Annotated in this window: 28 protein-coding genes; 11 read left to right on the forward strand and 17 right to left on the reverse strand. The window is 34.9% G+C overall.

Annotated elements, in window-relative coordinates:
• Window positions 1-42 precede the first annotated feature (42 nt).
• On the reverse strand, window positions 43-1,098 hold the full coding sequence (gene rlmN, locus ACOQN3_RS08350) for a 23S rRNA (adenine(2503)-C(2))-methyltransferase RlmN (protein ID WP_420546010.1): 1,056 nt from the start codon (window positions 1,096-1,098) through the stop codon (window positions 43-45).
• Window positions 1,099-1,339: 241 nt separating this feature from the next.
• On the opposite strand from rlmN, the gene ACOQN3_RS08355 reads away from it, so the two are divergent.
• Entirely contained in the window at window positions 1,340-1,531 is a 192-nt protein-coding gene (locus ACOQN3_RS08355) for a hypothetical protein (protein WP_420546011.1), read from the forward strand.
• 237 nt (window positions 1,532-1,768) lie between these two features.
• Window positions 1,769-2,947, forward strand: a complete 1,179-nt coding sequence (gene radA, locus ACOQN3_RS08360; RefSeq protein WP_420546012.1) for a DNA repair and recombination protein RadA — start codon at window positions 1,769-1,771, stop codon at window positions 2,945-2,947.
• Between the two features lie 150 nt (window positions 2,948-3,097).
• Here radA and ACOQN3_RS08365 read toward each other — a convergent pair whose 3' ends face one another.
• The 4 genes from ACOQN3_RS08365 to ACOQN3_RS08380 are packed head-to-tail and all read right to left on the reverse strand — an operon-like array spanning window position 3,098 to window position 6,804.
• Complete coding sequence (locus ACOQN3_RS08365) at window positions 3,098-3,280, reverse strand: 30S ribosomal protein S30e (RefSeq protein WP_012215770.1); 183 nt, start codon at window positions 3,278-3,280, stop codon at window positions 3,098-3,100.
• A 40-nt stretch (window positions 3,281-3,320) separates the two neighbouring features.
• Window positions 3,321-5,045, reverse strand: coding sequence for a B12-binding domain-containing radical SAM protein (locus tag ACOQN3_RS08370; protein ID WP_420546013.1), 1,725 nt, complete (start codon window positions 5,043-5,045; stop codon window positions 3,321-3,323).
• Window positions 5,046-5,096: 51 nt separating this feature from the next.
• Complete coding sequence (locus tag ACOQN3_RS08375; RefSeq protein ID WP_420546014.1) at window positions 5,097-5,909, reverse strand: dihydroorotate dehydrogenase electron transfer subunit; 813 nt, start codon at window positions 5,907-5,909, stop codon at window positions 5,097-5,099.
• Window positions 5,893-6,804, reverse strand: coding sequence for a dihydroorotate dehydrogenase (locus ACOQN3_RS08380; RefSeq protein ID WP_420546015.1), 912 nt, complete (start codon window positions 6,802-6,804; stop codon window positions 5,893-5,895). Before ACOQN3_RS08380 ends, ACOQN3_RS08375 begins: the two co-directional genes overlap by 17 nt.
• Before the next feature lie 83 nt (window positions 6,805-6,887).
• Here ACOQN3_RS08380 and ACOQN3_RS08385 point away from each other — a divergent pair, with 83 nt between their 5' ends.
• Together ACOQN3_RS08385 and ACOQN3_RS08390 are read left to right on the forward strand one after the other, a co-directional pair.
• A complete protein-coding gene (locus tag ACOQN3_RS08385; RefSeq protein ID WP_420546016.1) occupies window positions 6,888-8,252 on the forward strand; it encodes an NOP5/NOP56 family protein in 1,365 nt (454 codons plus the stop codon).
• A complete protein-coding gene (locus tag ACOQN3_RS08390; protein WP_420546017.1) occupies window positions 8,239-8,913 on the forward strand; it encodes a fibrillarin-like rRNA/tRNA 2'-O-methyltransferase in 675 nt (224 codons plus the stop codon). Before ACOQN3_RS08385 ends, ACOQN3_RS08390 begins: the two co-directional genes overlap by 14 nt.
• Here the strand turns inward: ACOQN3_RS08390 and rnhB are convergent.
• Window positions 8,910-9,530, reverse strand: a complete 621-nt coding sequence (gene rnhB / locus ACOQN3_RS08395; protein WP_420546018.1) for a ribonuclease HII — start codon at window positions 9,528-9,530, stop codon at window positions 8,910-8,912. The genes ACOQN3_RS08390 and rnhB overlap by 4 nt on opposite strands.
• A gap of 56 nt (window positions 9,531-9,586) precedes the next feature.
• Between rnhB and ACOQN3_RS08400 the strand changes: the two genes are divergently transcribed.
• A complete protein-coding gene (locus ACOQN3_RS08400; RefSeq protein ID WP_420546019.1) occupies window positions 9,587-10,732 on the forward strand; it encodes a tRNA (guanine(10)-N(2))-dimethyltransferase in 1,146 nt (381 codons plus the stop codon).
• On the opposite strand, the gene ACOQN3_RS08405 is transcribed toward ACOQN3_RS08400, so the two are convergent.
• From ACOQN3_RS08405 to ACOQN3_RS08415, 3 genes are read right to left on the reverse strand one after another with little or no spacing between them, the layout of a single operon-like run.
• The gene (locus tag ACOQN3_RS08405; RefSeq protein WP_420546020.1) at window positions 10,725-11,318 is read right to left on the reverse strand and encodes an RlmE family RNA methyltransferase; all 594 of its coding nucleotides are present in this window, start codon (window positions 11,316-11,318) and stop codon (window positions 10,725-10,727) included. The two genes, ACOQN3_RS08400 and ACOQN3_RS08405, sit on opposite strands and share 8 nt — an antisense overlap.
• Window positions 11,315-12,181, reverse strand: coding sequence for a transcriptional regulator (locus ACOQN3_RS08410; RefSeq protein ID WP_420546021.1), 867 nt, complete (start codon window positions 12,179-12,181; stop codon window positions 11,315-11,317). The genes ACOQN3_RS08405 and ACOQN3_RS08410 overlap by 4 nt, the downstream gene beginning before the upstream one ends.
• 54 nt (window positions 12,182-12,235) lie before the next feature.
• On the reverse strand, window positions 12,236-12,700 hold the full coding sequence (locus ACOQN3_RS08415; protein ID WP_420546022.1) for a hypothetical protein: 465 nt from the start codon (window positions 12,698-12,700) through the stop codon (window positions 12,236-12,238).
• Window positions 12,701-12,803: 103 nt separating this feature from the next.
• Here ACOQN3_RS08415 and ACOQN3_RS08420 point away from each other — a divergent pair, with 103 nt between their 5' ends.
• The 4 genes from ACOQN3_RS08420 to ACOQN3_RS08435 all read left to right on the forward strand — a co-directional run bounded on the left by ACOQN3_RS08420 (window position 12,804) and on the right by ACOQN3_RS08435 (window position 18,478).
• Complete coding sequence (locus tag ACOQN3_RS08420; RefSeq protein WP_420546023.1) at window positions 12,804-14,897, forward strand: AAA family ATPase; 2,094 nt, start codon at window positions 12,804-12,806, stop codon at window positions 14,895-14,897.
• Between the two features lie 91 nt (window positions 14,898-14,988).
• Window positions 14,989-17,136 (forward strand): biofilm-associated protein, encoded by a 2,148-nt coding sequence (locus tag ACOQN3_RS08425; protein WP_420546024.1) that lies wholly within the window; start codon window positions 14,989-14,991, stop codon window positions 17,134-17,136.
• A 38-nt stretch (window positions 17,137-17,174) separates the two neighbouring features.
• A complete protein-coding gene (locus tag ACOQN3_RS08430; protein WP_420546025.1) occupies window positions 17,175-17,687 on the forward strand; it encodes an adenine phosphoribosyltransferase in 513 nt (170 codons plus the stop codon).
• Window positions 17,687-18,478: an S-methyl-5'-thioadenosine phosphorylase gene (locus tag ACOQN3_RS08435; protein ID WP_420546026.1), complete on the forward strand. Its 792-nt coding sequence runs from the start codon at window positions 17,687-17,689 to the stop codon at window positions 18,476-18,478. The genes ACOQN3_RS08430 and ACOQN3_RS08435 overlap by 1 nt, the downstream gene beginning before the upstream one ends.
• Here the strand turns inward: ACOQN3_RS08435 and ACOQN3_RS08440 are convergent.
• The 4 genes from ACOQN3_RS08440 to ACOQN3_RS08455 are packed head-to-tail and all read right to left on the reverse strand — an operon-like array spanning window position 18,475 to window position 19,722.
• The gene (locus ACOQN3_RS08440) at window positions 18,475-18,759 is read right to left on the reverse strand and encodes a hypothetical protein (RefSeq protein ID WP_420546027.1); all 285 of its coding nucleotides are present in this window, start codon (window positions 18,757-18,759) and stop codon (window positions 18,475-18,477) included. The two genes, ACOQN3_RS08435 and ACOQN3_RS08440, sit on opposite strands and share 4 nt — an antisense overlap.
• Before the next feature lie 6 nt (window positions 18,760-18,765).
• Window positions 18,766-19,164 carry a hypothetical protein gene (locus ACOQN3_RS08445; RefSeq protein ID WP_420546028.1) on the reverse strand — a complete coding sequence of 133 codons (399 nt, stop codon included), beginning with the start codon at window positions 19,162-19,164 and terminating at the stop codon, window positions 18,766-18,768.
• A 22-nt stretch (window positions 19,165-19,186) separates the two neighbouring features.
• A complete protein-coding gene (locus ACOQN3_RS08450; protein ID WP_420546029.1) occupies window positions 19,187-19,540 on the reverse strand; it encodes a hypothetical protein in 354 nt (117 codons plus the stop codon).
• 41 nt (window positions 19,541-19,581) lie between these two features.
• A complete protein-coding gene (locus ACOQN3_RS08455) occupies window positions 19,582-19,722 on the reverse strand; it encodes a hypothetical protein (protein WP_420546030.1) in 141 nt (46 codons plus the stop codon).
• Between the two features lie 283 nt (window positions 19,723-20,005).
• On the opposite strand from ACOQN3_RS08455, the gene ACOQN3_RS08460 reads away from it, so the two are divergent.
• Both ACOQN3_RS08460 and ACOQN3_RS08465 read left to right on the forward strand, forming a co-directional pair.
• A complete protein-coding gene (locus tag ACOQN3_RS08460) occupies window positions 20,006-20,617 on the forward strand; it encodes a plastocyanin (protein ID WP_420546031.1) in 612 nt (203 codons plus the stop codon).
• A gap of 87 nt (window positions 20,618-20,704) precedes the next feature.
• Window positions 20,705-21,163 (forward strand): Hsp20/alpha crystallin family protein, encoded by a 459-nt coding sequence (locus ACOQN3_RS08465; protein ID WP_420546032.1) that lies wholly within the window; start codon window positions 20,705-20,707, stop codon window positions 21,161-21,163.
• Here the strand turns inward: ACOQN3_RS08465 and ACOQN3_RS08470 are convergent, their stop codons facing one another.
• Genes ACOQN3_RS08470 through ACOQN3_RS08485 form a run of 4 tightly spaced genes read right to left on the reverse strand, consistent with a single transcriptional unit; the run spans window position 21,164 to window position 25,469 of the window.
• Window positions 21,164-22,270, reverse strand: coding sequence for a DNA topoisomerase IV subunit A (locus tag ACOQN3_RS08470; RefSeq protein ID WP_420546033.1), 1,107 nt, complete (start codon window positions 22,268-22,270; stop codon window positions 21,164-21,166).
• Window positions 22,257-24,131 carry a DNA topoisomerase VI subunit B gene (locus ACOQN3_RS08475; protein ID WP_420546034.1) on the reverse strand — a complete coding sequence of 625 codons (1,875 nt, stop codon included), beginning with the start codon at window positions 24,129-24,131 and terminating at the stop codon, window positions 22,257-22,259. Before ACOQN3_RS08475 ends, ACOQN3_RS08470 begins: the two co-directional genes overlap by 14 nt.
• Window positions 24,118-24,690: a KH domain-containing protein gene (locus ACOQN3_RS08480; protein ID WP_420546035.1), complete on the reverse strand. Its 573-nt coding sequence runs from the start codon at window positions 24,688-24,690 to the stop codon at window positions 24,118-24,120. Before ACOQN3_RS08480 ends, ACOQN3_RS08475 begins: the two co-directional genes overlap by 14 nt.
• Window positions 24,687-25,469 carry a serine protein kinase RIO gene (locus ACOQN3_RS08485; RefSeq protein ID WP_420546036.1) on the reverse strand — a complete coding sequence of 261 codons (783 nt, stop codon included), beginning with the start codon at window positions 25,467-25,469 and terminating at the stop codon, window positions 24,687-24,689. The genes ACOQN3_RS08480 and ACOQN3_RS08485 overlap by 4 nt, the downstream gene beginning before the upstream one ends.
• Window positions 25,470-25,544 lie beyond the last annotated feature (75 nt).

Consider the following 25,544-nt stretch of genomic DNA (forward strand, 5'->3'; position numbering starts at 1 on the left):
CTCTGAAAGCCCTATTTTAAGACTTAGTACGGGTTAAAAGATCTAATTCATTACATCTGTTCTCAACTGGCCACATGCAGCTGAGATCTCAGTTCCTTTTTCCACCCTTACCGTACAATTTATTCCTGCATTGTACAAAATTCGCTCAAATTCAATTGTATTGTCATTTTCAGGCCTCTCAAAATCCCCAGCAGTTGGATTGATAGGAATTAGATTGACATGAGAGCCATTATTTCTAAGGAGCAGTGCCAGTTCTGATGCAATCTCTGGAGAATCATTGATATTTTTCATCAATGCATACTCAAAGGTTACTCGACGTCCAGTTTTTTCATAGTAGCGCCTTCCTGCTTCAATAATATCTTCAACAGAATTTGGTCCAGCAGTAGGGACTAATTTTTTGCGTAGTTCATTGTTTGGAGCATGAAGAGAGATTGCAAGTCCTATCTGGAGATTTTCTTTGGCAAGTCTGTCTATTCCAGAGACAATCCCTATTGTTGATATTGTTATGTGTCGTTGCCCAATTCCAAAACCCCTGTTATGTGTTAAAATTTTGATTGCGCGAATCATTTCATCATAATTTGCCATGGGTTCTCCCATTCCCATAAAGACAATATTGGTAACGTGTTCTCCTCGTTGTTGCAGAATATTTGCAAAATGAATTACCTGGGTAACTATTTCTTCAGCACTAAGGTTGGTTTCAAATCCCATTTGGCCGGTTGCACAAAAGACACATCCCATTGCACATCCAATTTGAGTAGATACACAAATGGTGGATCTTGGATGGCCATTAATCTTTGAAGAAGGATATTGCATTAGAACAGTTTCAACAGAAGCACCATTTGTGGTGTTAAGTAACAGTTTTGTTGTTTCTCCATCTTCACTCACAACACGATGTATTTCTTTTGTAGAGCCAATAGTGTAACCTGCATCTACAAGTTCTTGTCTCATAGTTTTTGGCAGTTGTTTTAAGTCAGATATGGTCTTGGGGAATTTGTAGTAGAGAGGATAGAGAATTTGATCTGCCCTATATCTAGGATAACCCATATCAATTACTAGTTTTTCCATTTCTTCAGGAAGCAACCTATACAGATCTGTCATGATATTAGAGATTTACAGATTACATCATAATTTAATTAATTGTTTTAATGTAAATTTCAAAAAAAGATTCAGTGATTATTGACGGATGTCAGTTATTTCATAATTATTTTAGACCTCATATGAGTCTGGGTGGCAAGACCCCAGCTGAAGCTTGTGGTATCGATGTACAAGGAAATGACAAATGGCATACTTTGATTCAAAATGCCATATTACACTCAACAGATGATGCGAGAGGGCAGAGTTGAAGGAAGGTGAAAGAAGAATACTGGCAGATCTTGAACTAGAAAATACGAAGTTAAAAGATGACAATATCAGATTAACATTACAAAATGAAGAATACAAAAAGGATTTGATAAAGACAGTTACGGAGCTTACGGATAAAAGGGATCTAGTAGAACAATACGAAAAAGCAGTAGGATTAGGTAAAGCGTGAACATAAGTGTCCAAAATGCCATTACTCTTTGATTTCAGAAGAACTCAAAACACATGTATGCAGTAAGCCTACTGACTGTAGAATTATGAAAAATATTGCATATTTCCTCGTGGATGGTAAATGGCCACCTGTTTACAAGTTTGATCAACCTATGCTTGACAGTCAAAAAAACAACCGTAAATTTGACAGAACCTTGAAACAATACCCTTATAACGTACACGTACCGTACCTTACGGTATGGTAGAAGATTTAAGATTAGATAGTTTAGAGGGCGTAGGTCCTGTAACTACAAGAAAATTATCTGATGCAGGCATCCACAACGTCATGGATCTCATCGTCAGAGGTCCTGTAGAAATTGCAGAAATAACTGGAATGGAAAAGGATACTGCTGAAAAAATTGTCAATAAAGCCAGACAACATCTTGTTGATGGCGGATTACTTGCCAAAGATTTTGTTAGTGCAAGTGAAATTTACAAACACAGACAAAGTATTGGTAAAATAACTACAGGTACAAATTGCCTTGATACTCTATTTGATGGAGGTCTTGAAACTCAAGCTCTAACCGAAGTTTACGGAGAGTTTGGTTGTGGTAAAACACAATTTGCTCACACAATGTCAGTTATGGTGCAAAAAACCAAAGAAGAAGGAGGACTTGAAGGAAGTGTTTTGTACATTGATACTGAAAATACATTTAGACCAGAGAGAATCGTATCCATTGCTCAGGCACACGAGATGGATCCAGAAAAAGTTCTAGATCACATCATTGTTGCTCGTGCATACAATAGTGCTCATCAAACATTGATTCTAGAAGAGGCAGGTTCAATCATAGAGGAGAATAACATTAAACTTATTGTTGCAGATTCTGCAGTAGGACTGTTCCGTTCTGAATATCTTGGACGTGGAACTTTATCAAACAGACAGCAAAAACTAAATCATTTTGTTCATTTGCTGTCTAGAATTGCTGAAACCTACAATTGTGCTGCAATTGCAACAAACCAAGTCATGGCATCACCGGATGTTTTCTTTGGTGATCCAACTAGACCTATCGGAGGAAATGTAGTCGCACATACAAGTACGTATAGAATATACTTTAAGAAATCAGGTAAGAAACGAATTGCTAGAATGGTAGATAGTCCTCACCATCCAGAAGAAGAAGTGATCTTTGCTTTAGGAGAAGCAGGAGTAATAGATCCTGAAGAGGCAGAGAAAAAGACCAAAAAGACTACTGCAAAAAAGACTACTGCAAAAAAGACTACTGCAAAAAAGACTGAAGATAAATCTGAATCTGAGGAATCAATAATTACTGTAGTGGAAACACCAGAAATTGAGACGCCTGTAGAAACATCTGAAATAGATACAGTGGATTCAGCCACAGATTTGAATTCAGAAGATTTTGAAGAACCCGTAGAAGAATAATTCTTCTCTCTTCTCTTTATTTTCATTTTTAGTATCTCAAGAACATAGAATCACATCAAGATAATTACAATCATCTAAATCAAGCTAAACTATGTTTCAACTTAGTTACAAATGAAATAAGATACACATTAACAGAAAGTCAGATAATATTTAACGTCTCTTTCGTCTTTGGCCAGGTTTATTTTGTCCAGGAAACCTACCTAGAACAAATCGTTTCTTAAAATTACTCTTGTTTCTAAGGCTAGAGTTTGTTCCAACGATCTTTCGCCCTTCAACCTTTGGGGTTTGACCTCGAACTTTTCCGGCTTTAGTAAGCGAACCGTGAGTTGCCATGAATTTGTATTAAATTAAGTGAATTTATGTATTTGTATAACTACCAGTACTTTGCCTTTACAGTTTCAATGACCTTTTCATGTTCTTTGCTCTTTCTGCGTGCATATCTTTCCATAGCACCCAATGGAACACCTCCAAGAGATCTTGCTATTGCGTTGAAGAAATATCTCTGAGGACCTTTTGAGCCAGTTTTAGTCATGAACTTTTGAATTCCATATTTGAAATTATGTTGCCAAGTTTTGTATAGTACTCCAAGTTGGGCAGGAGTCATTTCATTACCAATGTTAAAGAAGTCAGATTTTTCAAGTAAGCCTATTGGAACAAATGTCAACGCGGTTGCAGTAAACATAGAATCTGGTTGTTCATGTTCTAGTTCATTTATCAGACGGATTGTTTCCCAAGAGTCTTCAGGAGTTTCATCATTATCAAGTCCCATAATCAAAGTAAATGCTGGAATCCAATAATCTTGATTTAAAGTCTTGACACCTTCTTTGACAACCCAATGCCATTCATCAGGAGAATAAGGTGCAAGTTTCCTATCAGCATATTTTCCGATTAACCTTAAGCTTCCAGTTTCAAATCCAGCTTGGACACCTATCATGTTATCTGGACCAGCTCTGATGATTCTAGACAAATTTGGAATTAATTTCTCATCTGCAATTGCTCCTGCCAGTGTACCGTGTGTTGGATTGGTATGTTCCACACCAGTAGACATGATTGCAGTGAATAGTTCCTCAAGAGCTTCTCTGTTTGGCTCCATTCCCTTAGCAGTTCTAGGATCCATTCCATATACGAAAATATCATCACTGTGAATCCATGCAGATTTAGAACCGCCTTTTTTGATGTTAACTTCAATTTCCTTTTTCACTTTCTCTGGAGAATAATATCTCAATGATCTTAATGTAACATCACAGAATTTACAGCCTCGACCACAACCGCGCATAACTTCTACCATTCCATGCATGCTTGGTTCAACAATATCAGGAATTTCATCTAGATCAGGTCTATCCCAAAAGTTAACAAACCTACCGTGAAGTTTCCGTCCATTTCTTTCAAATTCTTTTATGTTAACTTTAAAGTCGCTTCTTTTTCTGAATGGATCCATATTCTCAAAATCACCATTAATCAGATAATTGAAGAATCTTCCAGCATGCCCGTCAATTTCAGGTGCAATTCCTCCAAGTTCACCTTCCAAGATTGCATAAATGCCAAATTCTTCTATTTTTTCAGGATCATAGTTATATTGCCAAGTTCCAGATGCTCCAGAAATTACTTTGGCTTTACTGCCAGTTTTTTCTTTAGCAGCTTTAATTCGATGATGCAGTTCGGTATTATAGTATTCATCATAAGACATTTGTTTTCTACCATAAGTAAACGTCATGGTTACAGGGCCCATTCCCAATGGATCCATCTCATATGTCCCAACCACCTGAGTTTCAGGTCCGATGAATTGTTCAATATGATCAGGATGGGCAACAACAACATCATGTCTGCTAAAACCATCTCTTAATAGACCGGCTTCAAGTTTTCTTAGCCCGTATGGAGCATATTTGGCTACGCCGTTTGTATGCGGAATATAATTACAAATAAAATCAAATAGAATTTTTGGCGTTACTTGATTTCCAAGTATTTTATACCAAAAGCTGCTTTTATCACGATTAGGATCAAGTGCAGGTGCACATCCAAAAAAGGTCGCCAAAGACAGTCCTCGATATGGCGACATTAAAGTACGATCAGCAGTTAAAACGATCTTTGGATTTCCCATATCCTTCATCTGGATAATTTTGTGATTTATTTTAAACCTTGCTAGTCAAACTTAGTAATTTTCTAGAATTCCAGCCTTATTTCGATGAAAATAACCAAATTCTTTATTTTGAGATAGGTGTTGTCCATCAAAGACAGTTCCGTCTCTACACACTAGATCCTCACCAATACAACAACTTCCACAAATTCCCACACCACATTTCATCATGCGTTCAAGGCTTGCTTGAACAAACAATCCTTGTGAATGAGCTGATTGAAGTGTTTTGAACATCATAGTTTCCGGCCCGCAGACATATACTCCATCATAATGATTCTCAGACACTAATTTTTCGACCAAATCAGTAACAAATCCTTTCTCACCATAACTGCCATCATCAGTGGATACAATTACTCTATGAGGATTGTTTTTAAGAAGATTTTTTGCAAGGTCTTCAAAAAAGACTTCATCTTTTGATTTGGCTCCAATTAAAAGAGTGACATCATCAGTAGATTTCACACAAGTTAACAGCCTCATCATTGGAACAAGACCAGTTCCACCTCCCACCAGTAACAGTCTGCCCTGTTTTATGTCAAATGAATTGCCATACGGACCTCTAACTCCAATTTGCTGTCCAACTTTAACATTGAACAAACCAGTTGAAGCAGGGCCATGTTTACGTACCGTAAAAGCAGCTTTTCCTGAATCTTGAGAGATCATGACGCTCATAGGCAATTCATTAATTCCAGGAATCCAAACCATTGCAAATTGTCCTGGTAAAACATTTGACATAATCTCATCTGAGAATACAAGAGTCCTAACAGTAGGAGTTTCGTCCATTACTTTTTCAATAGTTACAATTGTAGGATGATTATTGTTTCTGAGCAATTCCTATCATTTCCTCGATTCGTGAATAACCTTTTCGTATCATATATTGTTGTATTCCCTTGTTTATTTCATCAAACACACCAATCCAATTGTCACCAATACTGCTACCAATCTGAATCGCAGAAGCTCCTGCCAAGAAAAATTCTATTGCATCCTCCCAAGAAGAGATTCCGCCGCACCCTATTATTGGAATTTTATGTTTGGAAGCTATTTCATAAACGCATCGTAACGCAATTGGTTTGATAGGAGTTCCAGATAATCCACCAAATTTGTTACTTAGAATAGGACGAGCAGTTTCAGCATCAATGGCCATAGCGCGTACAGTGTTGATTGCAGTGATAGCATCAATGCCAGAACTTATGGCAGTACCCACAGTATTTAGATAATGAGTAGTGCCTAAACCAACTTTTGCAATTACAGGAACATCAGTAGATTTTTTTACAGTAGTGACAATTTTTTTTACTAATTCAGGATCATCGCCTACTTCCAATCCAACCTTTGCGACATGAGGACAAGATAGATTCAATTCATAAGCAGTAACATTACAGTTTTCAAATTGTTCAATCATGTTTTCAAAATCTTCTGGAATTGACCCCACCAAGCTTACTATGATAGGGACGTCTTTGTTAGGCTGGATCATTTTGGCAAAATTAGGAGCACCAGGATTTGACAAGCCCACTGCGTTGATCCAACCTCCACCTTTAACGCTAAATATGGTAGGATTTGGATAACCCTCCCAAGGTTCTTTACTAAGAGATTTGGTAACAACAGCTCCTGCACCAGAACGGTAAAGTCGATTAAAGACATCTAGAGATATTCCTAGTATTCCAGATGCAAGCATTACAGGACGACTTAATTGAATTGAACCAATTGAAGTTTCAAGACTAGGCTCCATTTGATTGATGTTCTTAAATTCGAATATAATAGTTGATTTGTATCTCTAGTATCTTTTTAAAGGCGACCTAGATTCAACTAGTCATGTATTCTGTGATTTTGACAGAATTGGGAATAGCAGTTTTCAAGGAAAACAAAATTGAAAAATCATTTCCATTCTCAAAAAACGTTAAGGAATATTTGGAGATTAAAAAGAAAGAGGCAAAACTGAGTCATGTTATTGATTATTTATCATCTATCCAACGAGGAGTTACGGTTAGTGATGAATCATTGTTATCAATTTTGAAACAGAAGTCAATTGATTCGCAGCTAATGGAAAGTGCAGATTTAGAAGAAATCCAAAATAACAAACCACAGATAATAGTAGATTCAGGGTTTGCATCAAATGTACATGATGCTTTAGGAAAGTTAAGAGATTTTGCACTAGAATTATCATCAAGTAAAGTTACAGAAGTATCAGAAAGTCCAGACCTTCACATCATACAAGCAATAAATTCTCTAGATGAAATTGATAAAATTGCAAATGCACTAAGTTCAAGACTTAGAGAATGGTACGGATTACATTTTCCAGAATTAGACAATTTAATTGACAGTATTAATGGATATGCTCAAATAGTGACGGCAGGAAAACGCGATTCACTTTCAAAACAGGTTTTTGAAGAAGCAGGTTTTCCCGAATCAAAAGTTGAGATGCTATCCTTAATTTGTTCAAAAAGTAGAGGAGGAGATATTTCAGATGTTAATTTGGCAATAGTTCAATCAATTGCAAAACAAATTTTAGAATTTCATGATCTGCGAAAAAAATTAGAAGAGCATATTGAATTAGAAATGAAAAAAATTGCAGCAAATTTATCAGCTATCTTAGGTACAGCCGTAGGTGCAAGAATTTTAGGAAGAGCAGGAAGTATCAAAAGATTAGCGTCCCTTCCAGCAAGTACAATACAAGTTCTTGGAGCAGAAAAGGCATTATTCAGATCATTGAAAACAGGATCTCAACCACCAAAACATGGATTATTGTTTCAACATGCGATGGTTCACGCTGCGCCTAGATGGCAAAGAGGAAAGATTGCTCGTGCCATTGCAGCAAAAGCTGTAATTGCGGCAAGAGTGGATGTTTACGGTGAAGGTCTCAATACCACACTACTTGAAAAACTCAATGTTAGAGTAGAGGAAATAAGCAAGAATTATGAAAATCCAACAGAAAAGAGTTTAGAAACATCTCAGGCTTTTAGGAAGAAAAATGAACGACAAAGAGATAATTTTAGAAGAAGAGACGGCGGCGGAGAAAGAAGAAGAGACGGCGGCGGAGAAAGAAGAAGAGACGGCGGCGGAGAAAGAAGAAGAGACGGCGGCGGAGAAAGAAGAAGAGACGGCGGCGGAGAAAGAAGAAGAGAAAAATCAAATTCAAAAAATAAGAGTAAAAAGAGAAAAAAGTTTGGAAGAAAATGAGCATGCATTCTTCTGGATAAAATCAGAAGGAGAAAGAAAGTTAGCCACCGAAAATTTAGTTCCTGGCAACCAAGTATACAAAGAAAAACTAATTGTGAAGAAAAATATCGAATACAGATTGTGGGATCCCTTTAGGAGTAAATTGGCAGCAGCAATAATGAACGGTTTAGAATACTTTCCCTTTGAAAATAAATCCAAGGTGCTCTATCTAGGAGCATCTACTGGAACAACAGTAAGTCATATTTCAGACATAGTTGGAAAAAATGGAATTGTTTTCAGTGTTGAACATGCCAGTAGAGTAGCCAGAGATTTCTTGGATAGAGTCGCATCATACAGAACAAACATTATTCCGATACTACAAGATGCTAGAAAACCAGAAGAATATTTTTCAGTTTTTGGGAAGGTTGACATAGTCTACGTAGATATCGCTCAACCTGATCAAACCAAAATTGCCATGGATAACTGTAAGATCTTTTTAAAAGAAAATGGCTATTTCTTTTTGGTAATAAAGACAAGAAGTATAGATGTTACAAAATTGCCAAAAAAAATTGTTGAAGAAGAAATCAAAAAAATAGAAAAAAATTTTGAAATATTACAGTCTATAGATTTACATCCATTTGATAAAGATCATGCAATAGTAATTGCAAAAAACAAGAATTAATTTTCATGGATAATTTTTTGGACAGGCTTCCAACTTTTACGCACAAAATTAGGCAAAATATTGTTTTTTTTATAGAAATTAGTGATAAACATGATGGTTCTAGAATCAGAAGGGTAACCACTGCCTAAATCGTATGTTTTTTGAAGTTTTGAAATGGCTTTATCCCTGGTTACTTTGGCAATGATTGATGCAGCAGAAACCACTACAAATCTACTATCGGCATGATGGTAAGATTTCACAGGTAGATTGTCAGATAATTCTGAGATTTTTTTTCCAAATCTAATTGGATTAACATCACAAGAATCAACATATGACAAATCAGAGTGTAGTTTAGAAACGACTTTTGCCATGTGTTTTGCTTCCAAATCATTAAGGCAGTGTTTTCGTACATTAGCATCTATAGATCTTGGAGGAATTTTTGAAATATAATAATCATCCACAACGTCAATAATTTTTTTAAAGAGTAACTCTCGGGATTTTGAAGAAAGTTTTTTTGAATCTTTAACACCTAGTGAAGAAAGTTTTTTTGTGTTTTGCTTATTAATAGAGATTCCAGCAATGACAAGTGGTCCCAACACAGATCCACGACCAGCATCATCAACACCACAAATAATCATGAAAATCATCCAAGAATACAAGTATTAAACCATATAGAATTCAATTTGTCATAAGAATGAAAATTGCAAATGAATTACTTCAAGAAATAATCGAAGGTTCTACAAGACTAATGGTTCCAAAAAAATCATTAACTGAAAAAGTACCACCTATGGAACCGGCTTTTTTTAATCCAAAAGCTAAACTTAATAGAGATTTTTCAATACTTGCTTATGCAGCATTGCTAAAAGATTTTCAAGGTCCAAAAATTTTTTTAGAAGGATTATCCGGCGTCGGGTCAAGAGGATTAAGAGTCGCAAACGAAACAGAAATTGAGAAAGTAATCATTAACGACCTTAATCCATCAGCTCTAGAATTAGCAAAAGAGTCGGCAAATCTAAACAAAATAGAAAATATTGAATTTTACGAAAAAGAAGTTTGTAGATTTTTTAGTCATTATTCAAAAAAAGGAAGAAGAGGTACGATTGTAGATATTGATCCATTTGGGTCTCCTGCACCATTTTTTGATTGTGGAATAAGAGCCACCATGCATGGAGGACTCTTGTCAGTAGCAGCCACAGATCTTCAAGTGTTAAATGGTCTTTTTCAAAATGCCTGTAAAAGAAAATACGGTGGAATCCCAATTAGGGCAGAATACGGAAATGAAATTGCAATCAGATTAATCATGGGCTGTTTAAGAATGGTTGCTGCAAGATTAGGAGTAACAGTAAATCCATTATTTGTAGAAAGCGATATGCATTACTACAGAGTATTTGTTGAAGTACAAAATAAACCAGATCAAGATGAAAACATTGGTTTTGCCATTCATTGTAAAAATTGTGGGCATAGAGAGTATTCTGTAGAACATAAACAAAATTGCGCGACTTGCAAATCAGAAGTCAAGATTGGAGGACCATTATGGATAGGAAAAATGTTTGAGAAAAAATTTATCAAAAAAATGTTAGAAGAAACTTCAGGCAGAGAGTTGCACAAAAATTGTCAGAAGACACTTGAAAAATGTTTGTTAGAATCTGAGATGTCAGGTTCATATTTTACTTTGGATGAAATAGCAAAAAAATTGAAGATGTCACCTCCAAAGCTTGAAAACATTATTGCAAATCTTCAAGAAAATAAGTACACAGCAAGTGTAACTTCACTGAATTCTACAGGATTTAGAACTAATGCAAGAATGGATGAGATAATTAAGATATTCCAAACTAGTTAAGAAATCCCAAACAAACACAGTATAATTCACTACTTTGTTTTCTACTAGCTTTTGGTTTTGTGAGATTTATTCGAGAAAATTTTTTCTTGACATAATCTCTAAACTCCATTGAATATTCTCCGTCAAAAATTTTGAAGACAGCATTACCTTTGTTTGCAAGAACTTTATCCATGATTTTTACACAATCATAATTAAGAGAAATTTGTTTTGCATGATCTATAGACCAATTCCCGCTGACTTTAGGAGAAAGATCACATATCACAGCATTTACTTTTCTTTCAAAATAAGATAGAACTTCATCAATTGTATCATCGTCTTCGATATTTTTTCTCAAGATATGAGCTCCAGGAATTTCCTCCACATAAGATAAGTCAATCCCCATAACTTTGCCTTGGTTACCAGCTAGTTTTAGAGCCATTTGGGTCCAGCCTCCAGGAGCACACCCCAGATCAAGAACATAAAAACCAGGACCAATTATACGATATGATTGATTTAATTCTTTTAATTTGTAAGCAGCACGACTTCGAAAACCTTGCTCATGAGCTAATTTTCTATAATGATCTTTTCTAGCGTCTAGTAATTTCATTTAGACTTCGCAGGTTTTTTCATTTCAGCAATAACCCAATCTTCAATAAATTGACAGTTTCTGGGACTTATTTCGCCTTCAAGTGAACATTTTTGTTCAACAGGACAAACAAGACAAGGAGCATTTTCAATCGATTGTGTACTAACTGGAGTCTTTTTTATAATTAATTTATACGTCCATCTTCCTTTTTCCAAGATTTTTTCTCTGGTAATCGTTCCCATTCTTTCAAGCTTTAGTGAAAGCCTTGAACCGTCACGACTAGTAAGTTTTAGTTTCTTCCACAATTCACTTTGAAGCATTCCATCCAGTTCACGCTCTGCTAGAATGTCATAGACTTTGTTAGTTAATCGTTCCATGTCAACTTTCTCAATTTGGAAATTTTCAATTTCTTCATCAGAAAGCTGTTCTTCAAGTTCTTCCTCAAGGGTTTTTTCAGCTTCTTTTTTAGCCTCTTCTAATTCTTTTTTGGTTAATTTTTTCTCTTTTGCGGCAGGCTTTTCTTCAGACTTTTTTGTTTTCTTTGCGGCAGGCTTTTCTTCAGACTTTTTTGTTTTCTTTGCGGCAGGCTTTTCTTCAGACTTTTTTGTTTTCTTTGCGGCAGGCTTTTCTTCAGACTTTTTTGTTTTCTTTGCGGCAGGCTTTTCTTCAGACTTTTTTGTTTTCTTTGCGGCAGGCTTTTCTTCAGACTTTTTTGTTTTCTTTGCGGCAGGCTTTTCTTCAGACTTTTTTGTTTTCTTTGCGGCAGGCTTTTCTTTACGAGTTTTAGGGGACGAACTTAAGATATTCTTTTTTCTTTTGAGTTCATCTAATTCAGCTTTTATTTTTGCTGCTTCGTCAGTTAAAGAATCCTTTTTCTTTGCCATTAAATCACCATATACCTCAAAAATTTTATCCTAGTCATCATACTGCATTCAATCCTATTTAACGTTAAATTTGGAGCTTGTTGAAGTGTTTGATAGATCTTTTGAAACCATATCTACAACCACCTTATAGGATCCTGGGGTGTCAATTGGTTTAGAAAATTTATCATTTACAGGAATTAAGCTATTTGTGTTCACAAAACATTGCTCAAGAAATCCACCTTGCGTAATTACCTCGTTTGTAGAAGATGAGTAAATTGTAATATAAAGATCGCCGCAATCAAAGGAAGCATCATTGACTTTTACTTGTATTTCTACAGGCTCATTTACCGAATATTGAGAAGAAAGATTCAAAATTTCAAGTGATTTTTCCTGATGTGAACTGGATCTATCTGAAGACATAGGCCACATGTTGAGCTCTCGATCAGGTTTTTGAAGAATGTCAGCCATTACAACAGAGCCAAAGATTAACGAGAAAACTATGGGCAATACAAAAACAACGAGAACTCTCTTAGTTGCCATTTCGTTTTTACATCTATAATTCCCTTATATCTATTTAGCAAAAGAGGGAGATTCTGATCAATTTGACGAATGAGTTAAATCGTAGCCAACTAAATACCGCTAGATGCGACTTAGAAAATTTAGAGTTAGAGCCTATCGTTGCATTCATGATTCTGGTGAAATAACTGTAGGAGATCTCGCAGCCTTTGTAGGCAGAAATGAAAGTGGTAAAACCACAATTTTACAGGCATTAACACTACTGAATAAGGATGAACAAGTCTCAGAATTAGATCTTTGTGACGAAATGAGTGAAGAATTGAAAGATGAAATAAAGTTAGCAGAAGGAGAATTCGAATTAAATCAACATGAAATTAGTTTGGTAAAAGAAAAATTCCCCGGAATACCAGATATGAAAAAAATTAAGTTATTTAGAACCAACAGGAGTCAAAAAGTCCAATATGAATTTGACAATATGGAAATTAGTGACGATAAAGATAACGCAATCAATTCATGGGAGAATTTTTCAAAACAAATTATTGGCTTTTTAGATACCATTCCCAATCACCTAAGAATCCAAGTTGACACTAGTTTCTTTGAAGGAGACAGCCCCAGAAATCAAGAAACATTCGATAGGGGAATGGCTGAATTTAGCAATCAATTCCATGTTATTGCAATTCAAGAGCCAAAGGTTATTGAAGAATGGGAGAAAATATACGAAAGTCCTGAAAATCAATTTTCCAATCTTCTAAGTGGAGAAAGTAAAAAGACAGCACTGGAGAACTTTATTTCATCAGAACTACATCCAAGATTTGTTTACTTTTCAGATTATAAGAAAATTTATGGAAATATTAATTTGAATGAATACCTTCGGGAAGAAAATAAAGACAGAAGTGATTCAATTGAATTTATCGAAGAATTTGATAAAGCCGAAACGGTGAGAAATCTCTTTTATCTTGCAGAACTGGACATGAAAGAACTAGAAGAGGTAAAGGAGAGTCCTTCAAAATGCATAAAACTTCTTAATGCAGCCAGTAACAGATTAACAAGTAAGCTGAATCCAGCTTGGAAAGGAGATCCAATACACGTAGACCTGAGATACAATCCAGGAAACATAATGAGTGTTGTAATTTCAGATGTTCACAGAGATGGAACCGTTACAAACACGGGGTTGTTAAATAGAAGAGCAGAAGGATTCAAGTGGACATTTTCGTTTATTGTAAATTTTGCAGCAGAAACACAAAGAGCAGAACTTAAAGAAGCCATATTGCTTTTGGATGAGCCTGCAAGAAATCTACACCCCACACAACAAATGGGTATTTCAGATTTGTTGAAAAATCTTGCCGGATCCAACCAAGTACTCTATGCCACTCATTCACCATTCATGATATTTGACTATACTCCAGGAAATCTTCTAGTTGTAGAGCTAGACAAAAGAAAGCATTTGAGTAGAATTTTTTATGATTATTGGAATGCAGATGACAAAACTCTAACACCAATTTTGTACGGGTTGTCAAGAGGTCAGGTAGAATCAATGGTGGATAGAGAAATTGGAACTAATTCAAGACCAATAATCATTGTAGAAACAATGTCAGATGCAATGTATCTAAATGCATTTGACAAATTTTTACAAGATCCAAATATTTCAATGAATCCACTTAACGTAATTGCAGCATACAACAAAAACTCAGTATTGCCATTAGCTATATTTTACAGAAATCACGGATACAAGACCTTTATTTTATTGGACAATTCAGAGGAATCAAAACAAATTTCAGCACAATTAGTATCAAACGAATTTTCCTCTATTCAAACCATTTTCTTTGAAAGAGAGGGAAAGAAGCTTGAATCAATTGAGGATTATATTATGCCTGAAGATTATTTGTATGTAGTCAATCAAACTTATGAAATAAAGCTTAGACACGAAGGATACTCAAATCTAACACCAGAAGACATCACAGCAAAAGAAAACAAGGGAATTCTGGATAAGTTGAGAGTCATTTGGGAAGAGCACAGAGACGATGATTGGGGAGAATTTGATAATGAGGAAATCACCAGATACATTTGTGAAAAAATAACACTAGAAGAAACCAGCTTTTTGTCAGATAAAACAAAAGATCAATTCAGATCATTGTATAGATTAATTGCTGAAAGAATCAGACAATATCAAAATGTTGTGACAAAATCAGATTTAGACAAATTCCAGAAAACCAAGGTTTAAGAGGTTTACTCATAAAAAATCCAGAAATAAAAAATAGGAAGATTGAAAAAAATTTTTAAGGTTTAAGTGAGAGATGGAAATTCTGACTAATATGAATAAATCCTGGATGAAAGGGATTTTCTTTTCAATTGTATTGTTATTCTCCATATCACTAATCACGATTACACCTACAGCATACGCAGAGGTAGAAGTCAAAAGTTTTGCACTTGATGAAGCAACAATAATGGAATTGACAAATAATTCAGATGAAGAAGTCAGTACTCTTAGAATTTGGCTAGGAAATGGTTTTAGTTTTCAGTCATTTAAAACAGAGCAAGGATGGACCGGTGAGAAAACTCCACAAGGAGTGATTATTTTTACTTCAACAAATCCAATCAAGCCAGGAGAGTCTGTAAAATTTGGAGTTAAAACAGACAAAATAAGTTCTGGAATCAATTGGAAAGCATTAGACAAGGAAAACAAGCAGATTGACACCAGCAAGACATTACCTGAAGAATTATCAGCAATACAACAAATCAACCTAATAGAGAAAACAAAAGATGAAATTAATAATGATGCAGAAAGCATGACCAAAGAATCATTATTTAGAATAGTACCAGAAAAACCAAATGTAGGATCCAACATACGTGTGACAGGAGATGAATTTGGACCATCTCAAGAATTTGATTTTTTTATTAACTCAGAAAAAATTGGCAGTTTCAAAACAGACAGTGATGGGCATTTTATGACTACCATGAAAATTCCTGATGATCAAGAACCAGAGAGAGTAGATTTCAAAGTGAAAAGTAAAGGTGGAGAAGAACGAAAGATAAGCTTAAGAATAGACGAAGTTGAAACAAGAATCCCACCTTCAGAAAATGTCAAACTAACAATACAAGGAATACCAAATATTGTACACAGAGGAGATTTGTTAGAAGTCTTTGGAACTGCACAACCCAATAGTGCAATCACAGCAAAAGTCACAACATCAGAAGGAGAGATTATCAACACCAGAACTGCCGAAGTTGATAGTAAAGGAAATTGGGAAACAGAAGAACCAGTACTAATACCATTAGATACACCATTTGGAAAGTATAGTGCAATAATTTCAGACGGTAGAGAAGAAATTCTTGTAAGTTGGATAGTTGAATCAGCAAAGGACATTCTGATAACACCAATCAATCTAAAAGTAGAACCTGGAGAGATTATGAAATTTAATGGAACCGCATTACCCAACATTCCAATCGAATTAATACTAGAAGATCCTCTAGGAAAAGAATTAGCCTCAGATATTGTTCAAGTTGATGATTCAGGAATTGTTGAATTTGAATATGAAACATCACAAACTTCGACAAAAGGCACATACACATTGATTGCAACACAGGAAAGCGAGAAAGAGTTTATTTTTAGTGGACTTGGGCAGCTTCCCACCATTCCAGTTAATTTAGCATTTGACAAATTAAATTACAAACCAGGAGATACAGCAATAATTTCACTTAGTGGAAAACCTTCAGACATAGTTAGTTTGTTGATTATCGATCCTTCAGACAAACCAAAGGGAGAGTCAATATCAATTAAATTACAGCCTGACGCAAGAGGTACTCATTCCTTAGATTTGGACGGATTTGCATCAGGAGTATATACAGCTGTAGTTAGTAAAGGCAGCACACAGAGCACCGAGATATTCACAGTGGGATTGCAAACAGGTTCAGGAGAAATAAGCATTAACACAACTAAAGGAGAATATAATCCAGGTGATTCGATTTTAATTCTAGGAAATACAAATGAAAATATCCTTTTAACAGTAAATCTAATTGATCCAGATGGAAATGTTGTAAAAACAAAAGAGACATTTTCAAATAAGAATGGAAAAATATCAGAGGATTCATTTAGAATTCCTTCAGACGGAGAACCAGGAACTTGGACAGTCAATGCAAAGAGTGGTGCAAACTTTGACAATATCGAAATCGAGGTGTTAGGAACTGTTTATGACGGAATAGTGATTTCAATTACTGAAAGCCCAAAGTTAGATGGAATAAATGATTTCATGAACTTCCATATTTTTGGGGCACAACAAACAGTAGAAATTGAAATAGTAGACGAAAGTGGAAAAATAATTGAGAGGCTAGAATTTCCAGCATCAGCACAAGGAGAAGTAAACCAACCTTGGAGAATTCCCAAGGACACAGTACCGGGAGTATACACAATAAGGGTTTCTGATGCATTTAACACAACTGAAACAGAATTTACAATAGACTAATTTCAAACAATTTTATTTTACCAATTTAGCTATTATTTATGAACTTAAAAGATAGAATAGCCGAATATCCAAATTTTCCAAAAAAAGGGATTTTATTTAGAGATTTTAGCCCCATGTTAAAAGATCCAGCAGCACTATCATTCATTGGAGATGAGTTTTCAAAATACTTTCATCCCAAAGATGTAGATGTATTTGCAGGTATTGAGTCAAGGGGATTCATTCTTGCATGTATTCTTGCAGGAAGATACGAGAAAGGAATGATAATGATTCGGAAATCAGGGAAACTTCCAGGCAAGACGACAAAACTGTCATACACAATAGAATACGGTAAAGATACAATTGAGATTCAAAAAGGCATCATAAAAGAGGGACAAAAAGTTCTCATTTGTGATGATTTACTTGCAACAGGAGGAACAGCAAAGGCTGCAGCAAAATTGATTGAAAAAGTTGGCGGAGAGATTTCAGGATTTGCATTCATAATAGAATTAACAGAATTAAATGGCATAAAAGGAATTGAGAAATACAATTGTAAATCCTTGGTGAAATACTAATGGATAAAGATGTAGAAATAGGAATTTTTGGTGGTACTGGGATTTATGACTCAGGATTGCTAGAAGATGCACAAGAAGTTGAAATCAATACACCATTTGGTAAACCATCAGATACAATAACAGTAGGGGTGTTTAAGGGACGAAAAATTGCCTTTCTTCCCAGACATGGTAAAAAACACACAATTCCACCGCATTTGATAAACTTTCGAGCAAACATTTGGGCATTCAAAGAACTAGGTGTTACAAGGATTATCGCACCATCAGCTGTAGGTAGTTTAAAAGAAGAAATAGAACCAGGTCATTTTGCATTACCTACACAATTTCTCGATTTTACCAAATCAAGAAAAGGAACTTTTTCTGAAGAAGGTAATGTCATACACATTTCTGTAGCAGATCCTTTTTGTCCAGAACTGCATTCAACAATACTCAAAGTTGTTGAAGATCAAGATTTGAAGATTCAGAAGGAATGCACTTACGTATGCATAGAAGGCCCAAGATTTTCCACTAAAGCAGAATCAAAATTTTACAGAACCACAGGAGCAGACATTATCGGAATGACATTAGTTCCTGAATGCCAATTAGCAAGGGAAGCTCAAATGTGTTATGCGTCGATTTCAACGGTTACTGATTATGACGTTTGGGCAGAAAAACCTGTTACAGCAAAAGAAGTGCTAGAGACACTTTCTAAGAATGTTGAAAGAACAAAGGCAGTACTTACAGAATTAATTGACAAGATTCCTAAAAACAGAAAATGTTCTTGCGCAAAAGCTCTAGAAGAAGCACAGTTCTAATCATCAACAAAAGACTCTTTACTCAAGCCTTCAGGCAAAGTCAGATCTCCTTGCAATAGATTTCTCTGAAGCAGCATAATAACATCCTCAACATCATATCCTAAATCTTTTAATTCTTTTTCTGTAGCACTAGAGAGTTTTGCACCAACGTTTTGTCCACCTATCCTTCCAAATGCAATTGCAGTAAATCTAAAATCGCGACCGTCTAGATTGAATTTGCCTGTGATTTTGGCAGCCATTTGACTGCCATGAATGTTGTTAATGTGGACTTTGATATTCATGAGAAACTAAATTTCTACTGCCTTGTTGATGTTGTCATCAATCAGAAAACTCCAATGCTGGTCATCTTCAACTTTAAAATTTTCAACTTTAAGTGAGATCATTTTTTCATCAAGGCATTCATGTTTTGTCTCCCCATGTTCTTTTAATTTAACTAACTTCCACTTGTATTTTCCTTGTTGTAATCGACAAACTGTGACTCCCCATTTGGCATCAGGATCAATTTTAGGCATTCCTACTAGATCTGCCAATTCTTCAATGCCCAACTGTTTTTCTTCACAAAAACGCTTTTTACATAGACCACATCGCCATACATCTACAGACCCAATTGTGCGTTCCTCGATGTTTATATTCACAACACCAAAATAAACAGGCTGATGTTTGCACGTTTCAGTATCAATATTCAATGTTGTTCACCAGTTTACAGTGTTATTTAGTTCTTGCATCATCATAGGGTTTTTCAAGAAGAACCCCAATGCCATCTACAATTTTATTTTGTTTGAATTCGACTCCTTCCCGTTCACATAGACGCCTATACATGTTAACTGCAGTAAATCTAGGATGCATTGCTTCAAATTCTGTGGGTGAAAAATCTATGAAAGCACCTATTTCTATCAGATATTTTGCGATATGGTTAGCATCGTTTATAGGGATTTGTAATTTTTCTGCAATTTTTTTTGAGGACATCCGCCCAAAACAAGTAACCAAAAGGTAGACTTTGGCCTGAATTGCAGTTAATTTAATTTCAGATACAAGATTTTTTTCAATTGTAGAAAAATCCATTACTTTCAATTTAATTACAAGAAATTAAGAGTATCCACAAATTATTTTTTTACAAGAATTTTTTTTGAAATCTTTAAGGAAAATCCCATAGCAATAAAATGGATGACAGCACCCAAAATAGCGCCAGCAATCATATCGTCAAAAATTATCCAAGTTAGAATAAATGCGATTAAAGAAGGCACCGATATAATAACAGCAATAATTGTTCCACGAAGGATAATTTCTTTTTTTGTTAGACTAATAGAGGGTTTATCATCAGACGACAGATCAGTTTTAAAAAAAATAGAAAAACTAAATATATCTTCTCATTTGTTAGCGAAGGTTCAATATTTTTTATTAACACTAAATTGTGAATTTCTTTGACTTGAAAACCCATTATAAAGTCAACTTGAAACATAGAATAGTAATGCTTAACTGAATTAAATCTCAGTCAGGACTTGTTGATTGTAAAACTAGGTGAAAATAATGAATAAAATTTTCATTATACTGCCATTAATGATTTCAATTGTTTTATTTTTTGGACATGCAAACGCGGTATTTGGAGATAAAGGATCAAATTTTGAAGAGATTAGGATAATAACAGAAGGGGATTTGTATGTTGAATCAGAATTTCCCAGTAAAGTCGCTTTTAATGTTATTGCAAAAGACAATGCAAACAACGAACTTCATGTGGAATGTGACAAAACAACCAATTCTTTTTTTGAGGTAGGCAAAACCACAGTCAGATGCATGACAATAGATAAATTTGGAAATGAAGTGAGAGATTCTTTTGTAATAACAGTAGGATACAATATTGTTCAAATTCCAGATTGGTTCAAACAGACCACAGAGTTGTGGGCAACAAAAAAAATCTCAAATGATACTTATATTGAAATTTTAGAATTTTTGTTAAAAGAAAAAATAATTACGATTCCCACGAGTAAAGCGCCAAAAGACAACAATAATGTAGATTTGCCAATTTGGATAAATAATAATGCAGAAAAGTGGATCAAAGGAGAGATCTCAAATGATGAATTTTCCATTTCAATAAAATGGATGTTAGATCAAGGAATAGTACAAAATAACATAAACAAATAGAATTTATTAAAATGTACTAAGAAGATAATTGAATAGACGGTAAAACCAATGATACTTTATATTTGGTAAAACCAAATTTTTAGTTGCTTGGCAAGTTACAAAGGAACATATTCGAATGAACAATCACTGAATTTTGCGATTCCCATAATTGTAATTTTGTTCTTGGGCATAATTTACATAATGACTCAAAGAGCAGACTCAGGATTTGTCAGTTTCATACTAATTGGAGCAGCAGCCGTGACAATGTTCTATTGGGTCAAAGTATTAAAAAAAATGACAAAAGATCAACAGCCATCATTTACTCAAGCCAGAGAACAGGAGACAAAAAATTGGGTTTATGACCTGATTAAAGGAAAAGACGAATTTGTTTTTGTAGCCGAAGTTCCAGGTCCAGAAGATAAAATCGCAGTGAGGTTGATAGAAGGCATATTATACATTAGAGGAACTGGCGGATTTTCAAAAGAAATACCAATTGAGGGTGCAGACAGCATGCAGATTTTTGATTTCAAGTATAGAAACGGAGTTCTGACATTAAGAATAAAGTAATCACAGACTTTTTGCCAATTCTAATTTTTGTGGCAAATATTTCTCAGTAATATTTGTAAGACCATATTTTGAAAATGCTTCCAACTCTGCTTTACGTTTTAGCCTCAAGAAGACATCTAACTCCTTTTTCCAAATCCCATCTTCATATCTTGGATCCTTTTTTAGATCATGGCATCGTTTAATATCAGATTCAGTCATAGGAATAGTAGGTAACTTGTATTTTTCAATATCAGTTGCCCACACACCTACCCATTTTGCATCAGGAACAGTAAGTTCTCTTAAATGAGCTGCATTTGCAGAACCAGATTTTATGACCATTGCAATGTGTTCACCATACACATCACCATCTGTTAGAACAATTACAGGCAACCCCATCTCATCATGCAATCGTTTTAACAATGTCCTAGTAGACCGTGGAGCTTGGCCACCAGTATTAATTATAATAGATTTGAATTTTTTATCAATTTGTTCTTCTACAAATCTTGTAAAAAGACCACCTTTTTCAATTGCAATAACAATTTCAGCACTGGTATCAACCAATTCGGCTGTTGTTAAACTAGGCCCAATAGAATAACCGTCAGGGTGATTAGAAAGATTCATCGGTTTACCTTCATAACCAGGTATGGTGTATTCTATATTCAAATCGCCAAAAATTGAGCTTCTTTCTTCTGGGAAGATATGGAAATCCTCTCGAGGTTTTGAAGTTACGGCCTCTAGATCAACAATAATATTATCAGATTCGGATTGATCATCAAACTCTATTGCAAATGCTTGAGAAGAATAGTAAACATCTCTTAAAGTGGAAGATTTTTTTTCTTGGGTAAGTCTATTTGCAAAAAATGCAAGCCACATTAATTGAGTAAAAGAACGAAGTTGCGAGGAATTTTTTGCGCTTCTTAGTGCAGAATTGTTTCCGAGAATATATTGTCTGAGCTTTTTATCATAAACAATATTGCTTACAGATCTACTTGGAATAGAGAATTTTGGGAATTGACCATTGTCAAGATCTTCATATATTTTTGCCCCATGACTTTTGAGCATTTCAAGGATATTCTTTTGTTTTTCCTTGGCTTTTTTGCTAAGTTCTTTTGATTTACTTGTTTTCACTATCTTTATTCTCCTTTTGTGTTATTTTTGGCTCTACAGGATACTCTTCTTCTAGCATTTTCTTATAGTTTGGCTCCCTTTTCTTACCGGCCAATTCAGTACAAAACTGGGCAATAAGTGGAACATATTTTGCATAAAGGTTAGCCCTTTTCTTTGCCATTTCAGCTTGTCCTCGTTTTGACATGTAAGCTGCTAATTTACGTGACAGATATTGTAATGCCAAACGTAACTCACGTTCTATTTCCTGACGATCAGCTACGTTTTCCTTTCCTGCAGTCTTGTACGGAATTCTAGTGGAACAAATATGAGATACAATTATGAAGGGAGGCTCACCTTTCACTTTGTATCGTCCCCAATCCGTATCGTTAACAACTTTGAGAACTACATCACTGCCTTCATCATAAAGTAGTGGAATTCGATTCGCATATCGGTATACATGAGGCCCACCGGGTTTAATTTTTCCACCATAGGCAATTCCCATCTCAATAATAAATGGAAATCCAGAATAAGCTGAAGCAGGTCTTTGGACTACAGCAGTAAAATCAGGTTCAAAGAATTTTTTGATTCCTTTTTCTAATGGCTCTTCTCCTAAGGGAGCAAGACAGCTAGGGTCAGGTGCAAGAAAGTCTTCAAATTTTTGGAGAGAGTCACTTAGATTAACTAATTCTTGATTAGTCATAGTTCCCATACGTTTTTCAGGTTTAAATCCTGCAAACTCTGCAAATTTGTTGGCGGTGGTAGGCCCTACACGTTGAAATCGTTTGGTCAGAAATGTATTAAGAGGTTCGCCTTGAACCGTATTAGTTAGCTGTTTGTAATATTGACTTTCAGGATCCATGTCTACAGATTTTGATTGAGAATCACCAAAATCCCAATAGAATAATTTTTTGTTTGGAACATCAATATCTTCTAGTTTGATCTTGTTTAATTTCTCAAAATCCATTTTAAGAAATGACATTAATGCTACTACTACTCGAACTTGACGTGAAAGGGACTTCCATTTTTTTTGGGCTTTGTTCATTATAGCCGAGAAAGCAAGATTCTTCTTTGTTAATCCTAAATCCTTTCTTATTTTTTCAATCATTGCATCATCAATTGTAGGAATTTCAAATTGTGATTCAACTATCATTCGTCGAATCCTTTCAACGTCAATTCCATGTGGGTGTGGTCGAATTATTGTTGGAGGAGGAGGAATATCTTTGACAAAGCGAGGATGGTGGAATTTTTGTCCTTTTGGGTCATCAAAAGTAATGGTCGCATAAGGTGTTATCAAGGAAGTTTCATAGACATAATCTCTTATTTTTGTACCTGCCTTTGAGTAATCACCTTCCAGACAAATACTTACAGAAAGTCCTTTTTTAGAAACCTCTTTTGTGTTGTGCTTTACAATAACAGGCTTATTTTTTTGAATGTCTAACAACAATTCAAACTGTTCTTGAATTTTGCCATCAGTACAGCTCTTTACAATTACAGGTTTGTTAGTTGTGATTTGACCATACAAAATTGCCATGGTTGCTCCTAATCCAAACATTCCGCGTGCCTGTTTTAAGCCAAATTTTGAACCATAAAGTACCGTTCCAAATGCAAGTGAAACATGGTCAGCATCAACACCTGGTCCGTTATCTTTAACGGTAAGAATGTAAGGTTTTGGATCAGATTTATCAGGATCAACAGCCTTAATGGTCAGATGAACATCAGGAAGAATCCCTTTTTGGTCACATGCATCTAATGCATTTTCCACAAATTCACGAACAGCTGTATAAAGAGATCTTGTAGGATTACTAAATCCAGCTAGATCACGATTACTGTAAAAAAACTCACTAGGAGAAATTTGATTAAATTTTTCTTTAATAGAAGACATCTTGATCTTCCCAGAGTTTCATTTTTTCTTGTTTCTCTTTTCTATTGGCATTTTCTAGTTTAGTATACACTGCTCCATGAATACTTCCATTTGATATAGAGGAAATAGCATCTACGGCTAGTTTGAGTTTTTTTGCATCACCAATAATTGAAACTGTTTTACCATATACAGAGATAAGAGTGCCACTAAGATTTTCCATATTTCGTCTTGCTCTACCACCTTCTCCTATAATTCTCCCTTTTATCCTTTCAACATTAGAACTAGACTTACCAGCAAATTCTCTAAGATCCATGACATGCAAAGTATTTTCACCTTTTAACAAGGTCATTGCATTTTCAGGTGAAAACCCACGTCCAATTGCAGTAACAATTTCCATAGCCTTGAAGGGTTGGATTTTTTCTACATTTCCTTCGGATTTAATTAGCACCTCTCCAGTTTCACCATCGATATCTAAAGATACAAAACATAATTTTTCAATTTTAGTTTTTACTGTTCCTGATTTACCAATCAAAACAGCAATTCTATCATTAGGAATGCGGATTAATTTTTCAAAACTCATGTCACAATAGCCTCAAATAATTTAGTTGAATCTTCAACAGAAATGCCCCTTTTGTTGAAGAATCGATTCATGTTATTAATATCTCTTTTAAGAAAATTCTCAGCGTTTGGATGTCGAATATCAACTGCAGATCCAAAATCAAACACAATTAGTTGTTTTGAAGTCTTGAAAATATTATATTCAGAAAGATCTCCGTGGACTAATTTTGCCTTTTTGTATAGGTCGGTAATAATGGAAATTGATTTTGAGTAATCATTTTGGTCAACGGTGGAAGACAATAATGAACTGGTAGGAATTCCATTTTTCCCTATAAACTCCATCGCAAGCACATTATTTACTACAGAAATGGGTTCGGGTACGGAAATTCCAGCTTCATAGCATTGAGATAAATTTTTGAATTCTTTTTGTGCCCATAAATAAACAAGATTTTTTGTGCCTTTTTTTAGATGAGAAAACCTAGGATCACCTAAAATGTAAGGTTCACGTTTCTTAAAATTAGAAGTAGTAACTAGGTAAATTTTTAAAGCAACATCATTTTTTTTTTCATCAACAGCCCAAAAAAGTACAGATTCTTTTCCAGCACTAACAGAACCGTTAACATATGCAATAGTATGATCTTTTATCATTTTGTAAAGAGTCATAACCGTAGGTTTGTCTAAAACTTCATTGACAACTTTTCCTTTTTTAAAACCATCATCAATTGAATATTTTCGTTTAGATTTAGAGATTAATTTTTTTTCAATCTTCGATTCTAATTTTTTTTCAATATCTTCAGACATATGGTAATGACACCTCAATTAAATAAAAAAATTTGTCTTGAGAAGTTACATAGTATAGTGTCTAATAGAAAACGG

Source organism: Candidatus Nitrosopumilus sp., from assembly GCF_965223225.1.
GTDB lineage: Archaea > Thermoproteota > Nitrososphaeria > Nitrososphaerales > Nitrosopumilaceae > Nitrosopumilus.

What these genes read in the sequence shown, in the direction of transcription:
- ACOQN3_RS08440 (WP_420546027.1), bottom strand. Translation starts at nt 18,759, where the DNA reads ATGAATATCAAAGTCCACATTAACAACATTCATGGCAGTCAAATGGCT.
- ACOQN3_RS08480 (WP_420546035.1), bottom strand. Translation starts at nt 24,690, where the DNA reads ATGAGTTTTGAAAAATTAATCCGCATTCCTAATGATAGAATTGCTGTT.
- ACOQN3_RS08485 (WP_420546036.1), bottom strand. Translation starts at nt 25,469, where the DNA reads ATGTCTGAAGATATTGAAAAAAAATTAGAATCGAAGATTGAAAAAAAA.
- ACOQN3_RS08460 (WP_420546031.1), top strand. Translation starts at nt 20,006, where the DNA reads ATGAATAAAATTTTCATTATACTGCCATTAATGATTTCAATTGTTTTA.
- ACOQN3_RS08420 (WP_420546023.1), top strand. Translation starts at nt 12,804, where the DNA reads ATGCGACTTAGAAAATTTAGAGTTAGAGCCTATCGTTGCATTCATGAT.
- ACOQN3_RS08365 (WP_012215770.1), bottom strand. Translation starts at nt 3,280, where the DNA reads ATGGCAACTCACGGTTCGCTTACTAAAGCCGGAAAAGTTCGAGGTCAA.
- ACOQN3_RS08415 (WP_420546022.1), bottom strand. Translation starts at nt 12,700, where the DNA reads ATGGCAACTAAGAGAGTTCTCGTTGTTTTTGTATTGCCCATAGTTTTC.
- ACOQN3_RS08475 (WP_420546034.1), bottom strand. Translation starts at nt 24,131, where the DNA reads ATGTCTTCTATTAAAGAAAAATTTAATCAAATTTCTCCTAGTGAGTTT.
- ACOQN3_RS08405 (WP_420546020.1), bottom strand. Translation starts at nt 11,318, where the DNA reads ATGAAATTACTAGACGCTAGAAAAGATCATTATAGAAAATTAGCTCAT.
- ACOQN3_RS08385 (WP_420546016.1), top strand. Translation starts at nt 6,888, where the DNA reads ATGTATTCTGTGATTTTGACAGAATTGGGAATAGCAGTTTTCAAGGAA.
- ACOQN3_RS08430 (WP_420546025.1), top strand. Translation starts at nt 17,175, where the DNA reads ATGAACTTAAAAGATAGAATAGCCGAATATCCAAATTTTCCAAAAAAA.
- radA (WP_420546012.1), top strand. Translation starts at nt 1,769, where the DNA reads ATGGTAGAAGATTTAAGATTAGATAGTTTAGAGGGCGTAGGTCCTGTA.
- ACOQN3_RS08425 (WP_420546024.1), top strand. Translation starts at nt 14,989, where the DNA reads ATGAATAAATCCTGGATGAAAGGGATTTTCTTTTCAATTGTATTGTTA.
- ACOQN3_RS08450 (WP_420546029.1), bottom strand. Translation starts at nt 19,540, where the DNA reads ATGGATTTTTCTACAATTGAAAAAAATCTTGTATCTGAAATTAAATTA.
- ACOQN3_RS08370 (WP_420546013.1), bottom strand. Translation starts at nt 5,045, where the DNA reads ATGGGAAATCCAAAGATCGTTTTAACTGCTGATCGTACTTTAATGTCG.
- rnhB (WP_420546018.1), bottom strand. Translation starts at nt 9,530, where the DNA reads ATGATTATTTGTGGTGTTGATGATGCTGGTCGTGGATCTGTGTTGGGA.
- ACOQN3_RS08380 (WP_420546015.1), bottom strand. Translation starts at nt 6,804, where the DNA reads ATGGAGCCTAGTCTTGAAACTTCAATTGGTTCAATTCAATTAAGTCGT.
- rlmN (WP_420546010.1), bottom strand. Translation starts at nt 1,098, where the DNA reads ATGACAGATCTGTATAGGTTGCTTCCTGAAGAAATGGAAAAACTAGTA.
- ACOQN3_RS08410 (WP_420546021.1), bottom strand. Translation starts at nt 12,181, where the DNA reads ATGGCAAAGAAAAAGGATTCTTTAACTGACGAAGCAGCAAAAATAAAA.
- ACOQN3_RS08435 (WP_420546026.1), top strand. Translation starts at nt 17,687, where the DNA reads ATGGATAAAGATGTAGAAATAGGAATTTTTGGTGGTACTGGGATTTAT.
- ACOQN3_RS08400 (WP_420546019.1), top strand. Translation starts at nt 9,587, where the DNA reads ATGAAAATTGCAAATGAATTACTTCAAGAAATAATCGAAGGTTCTACA.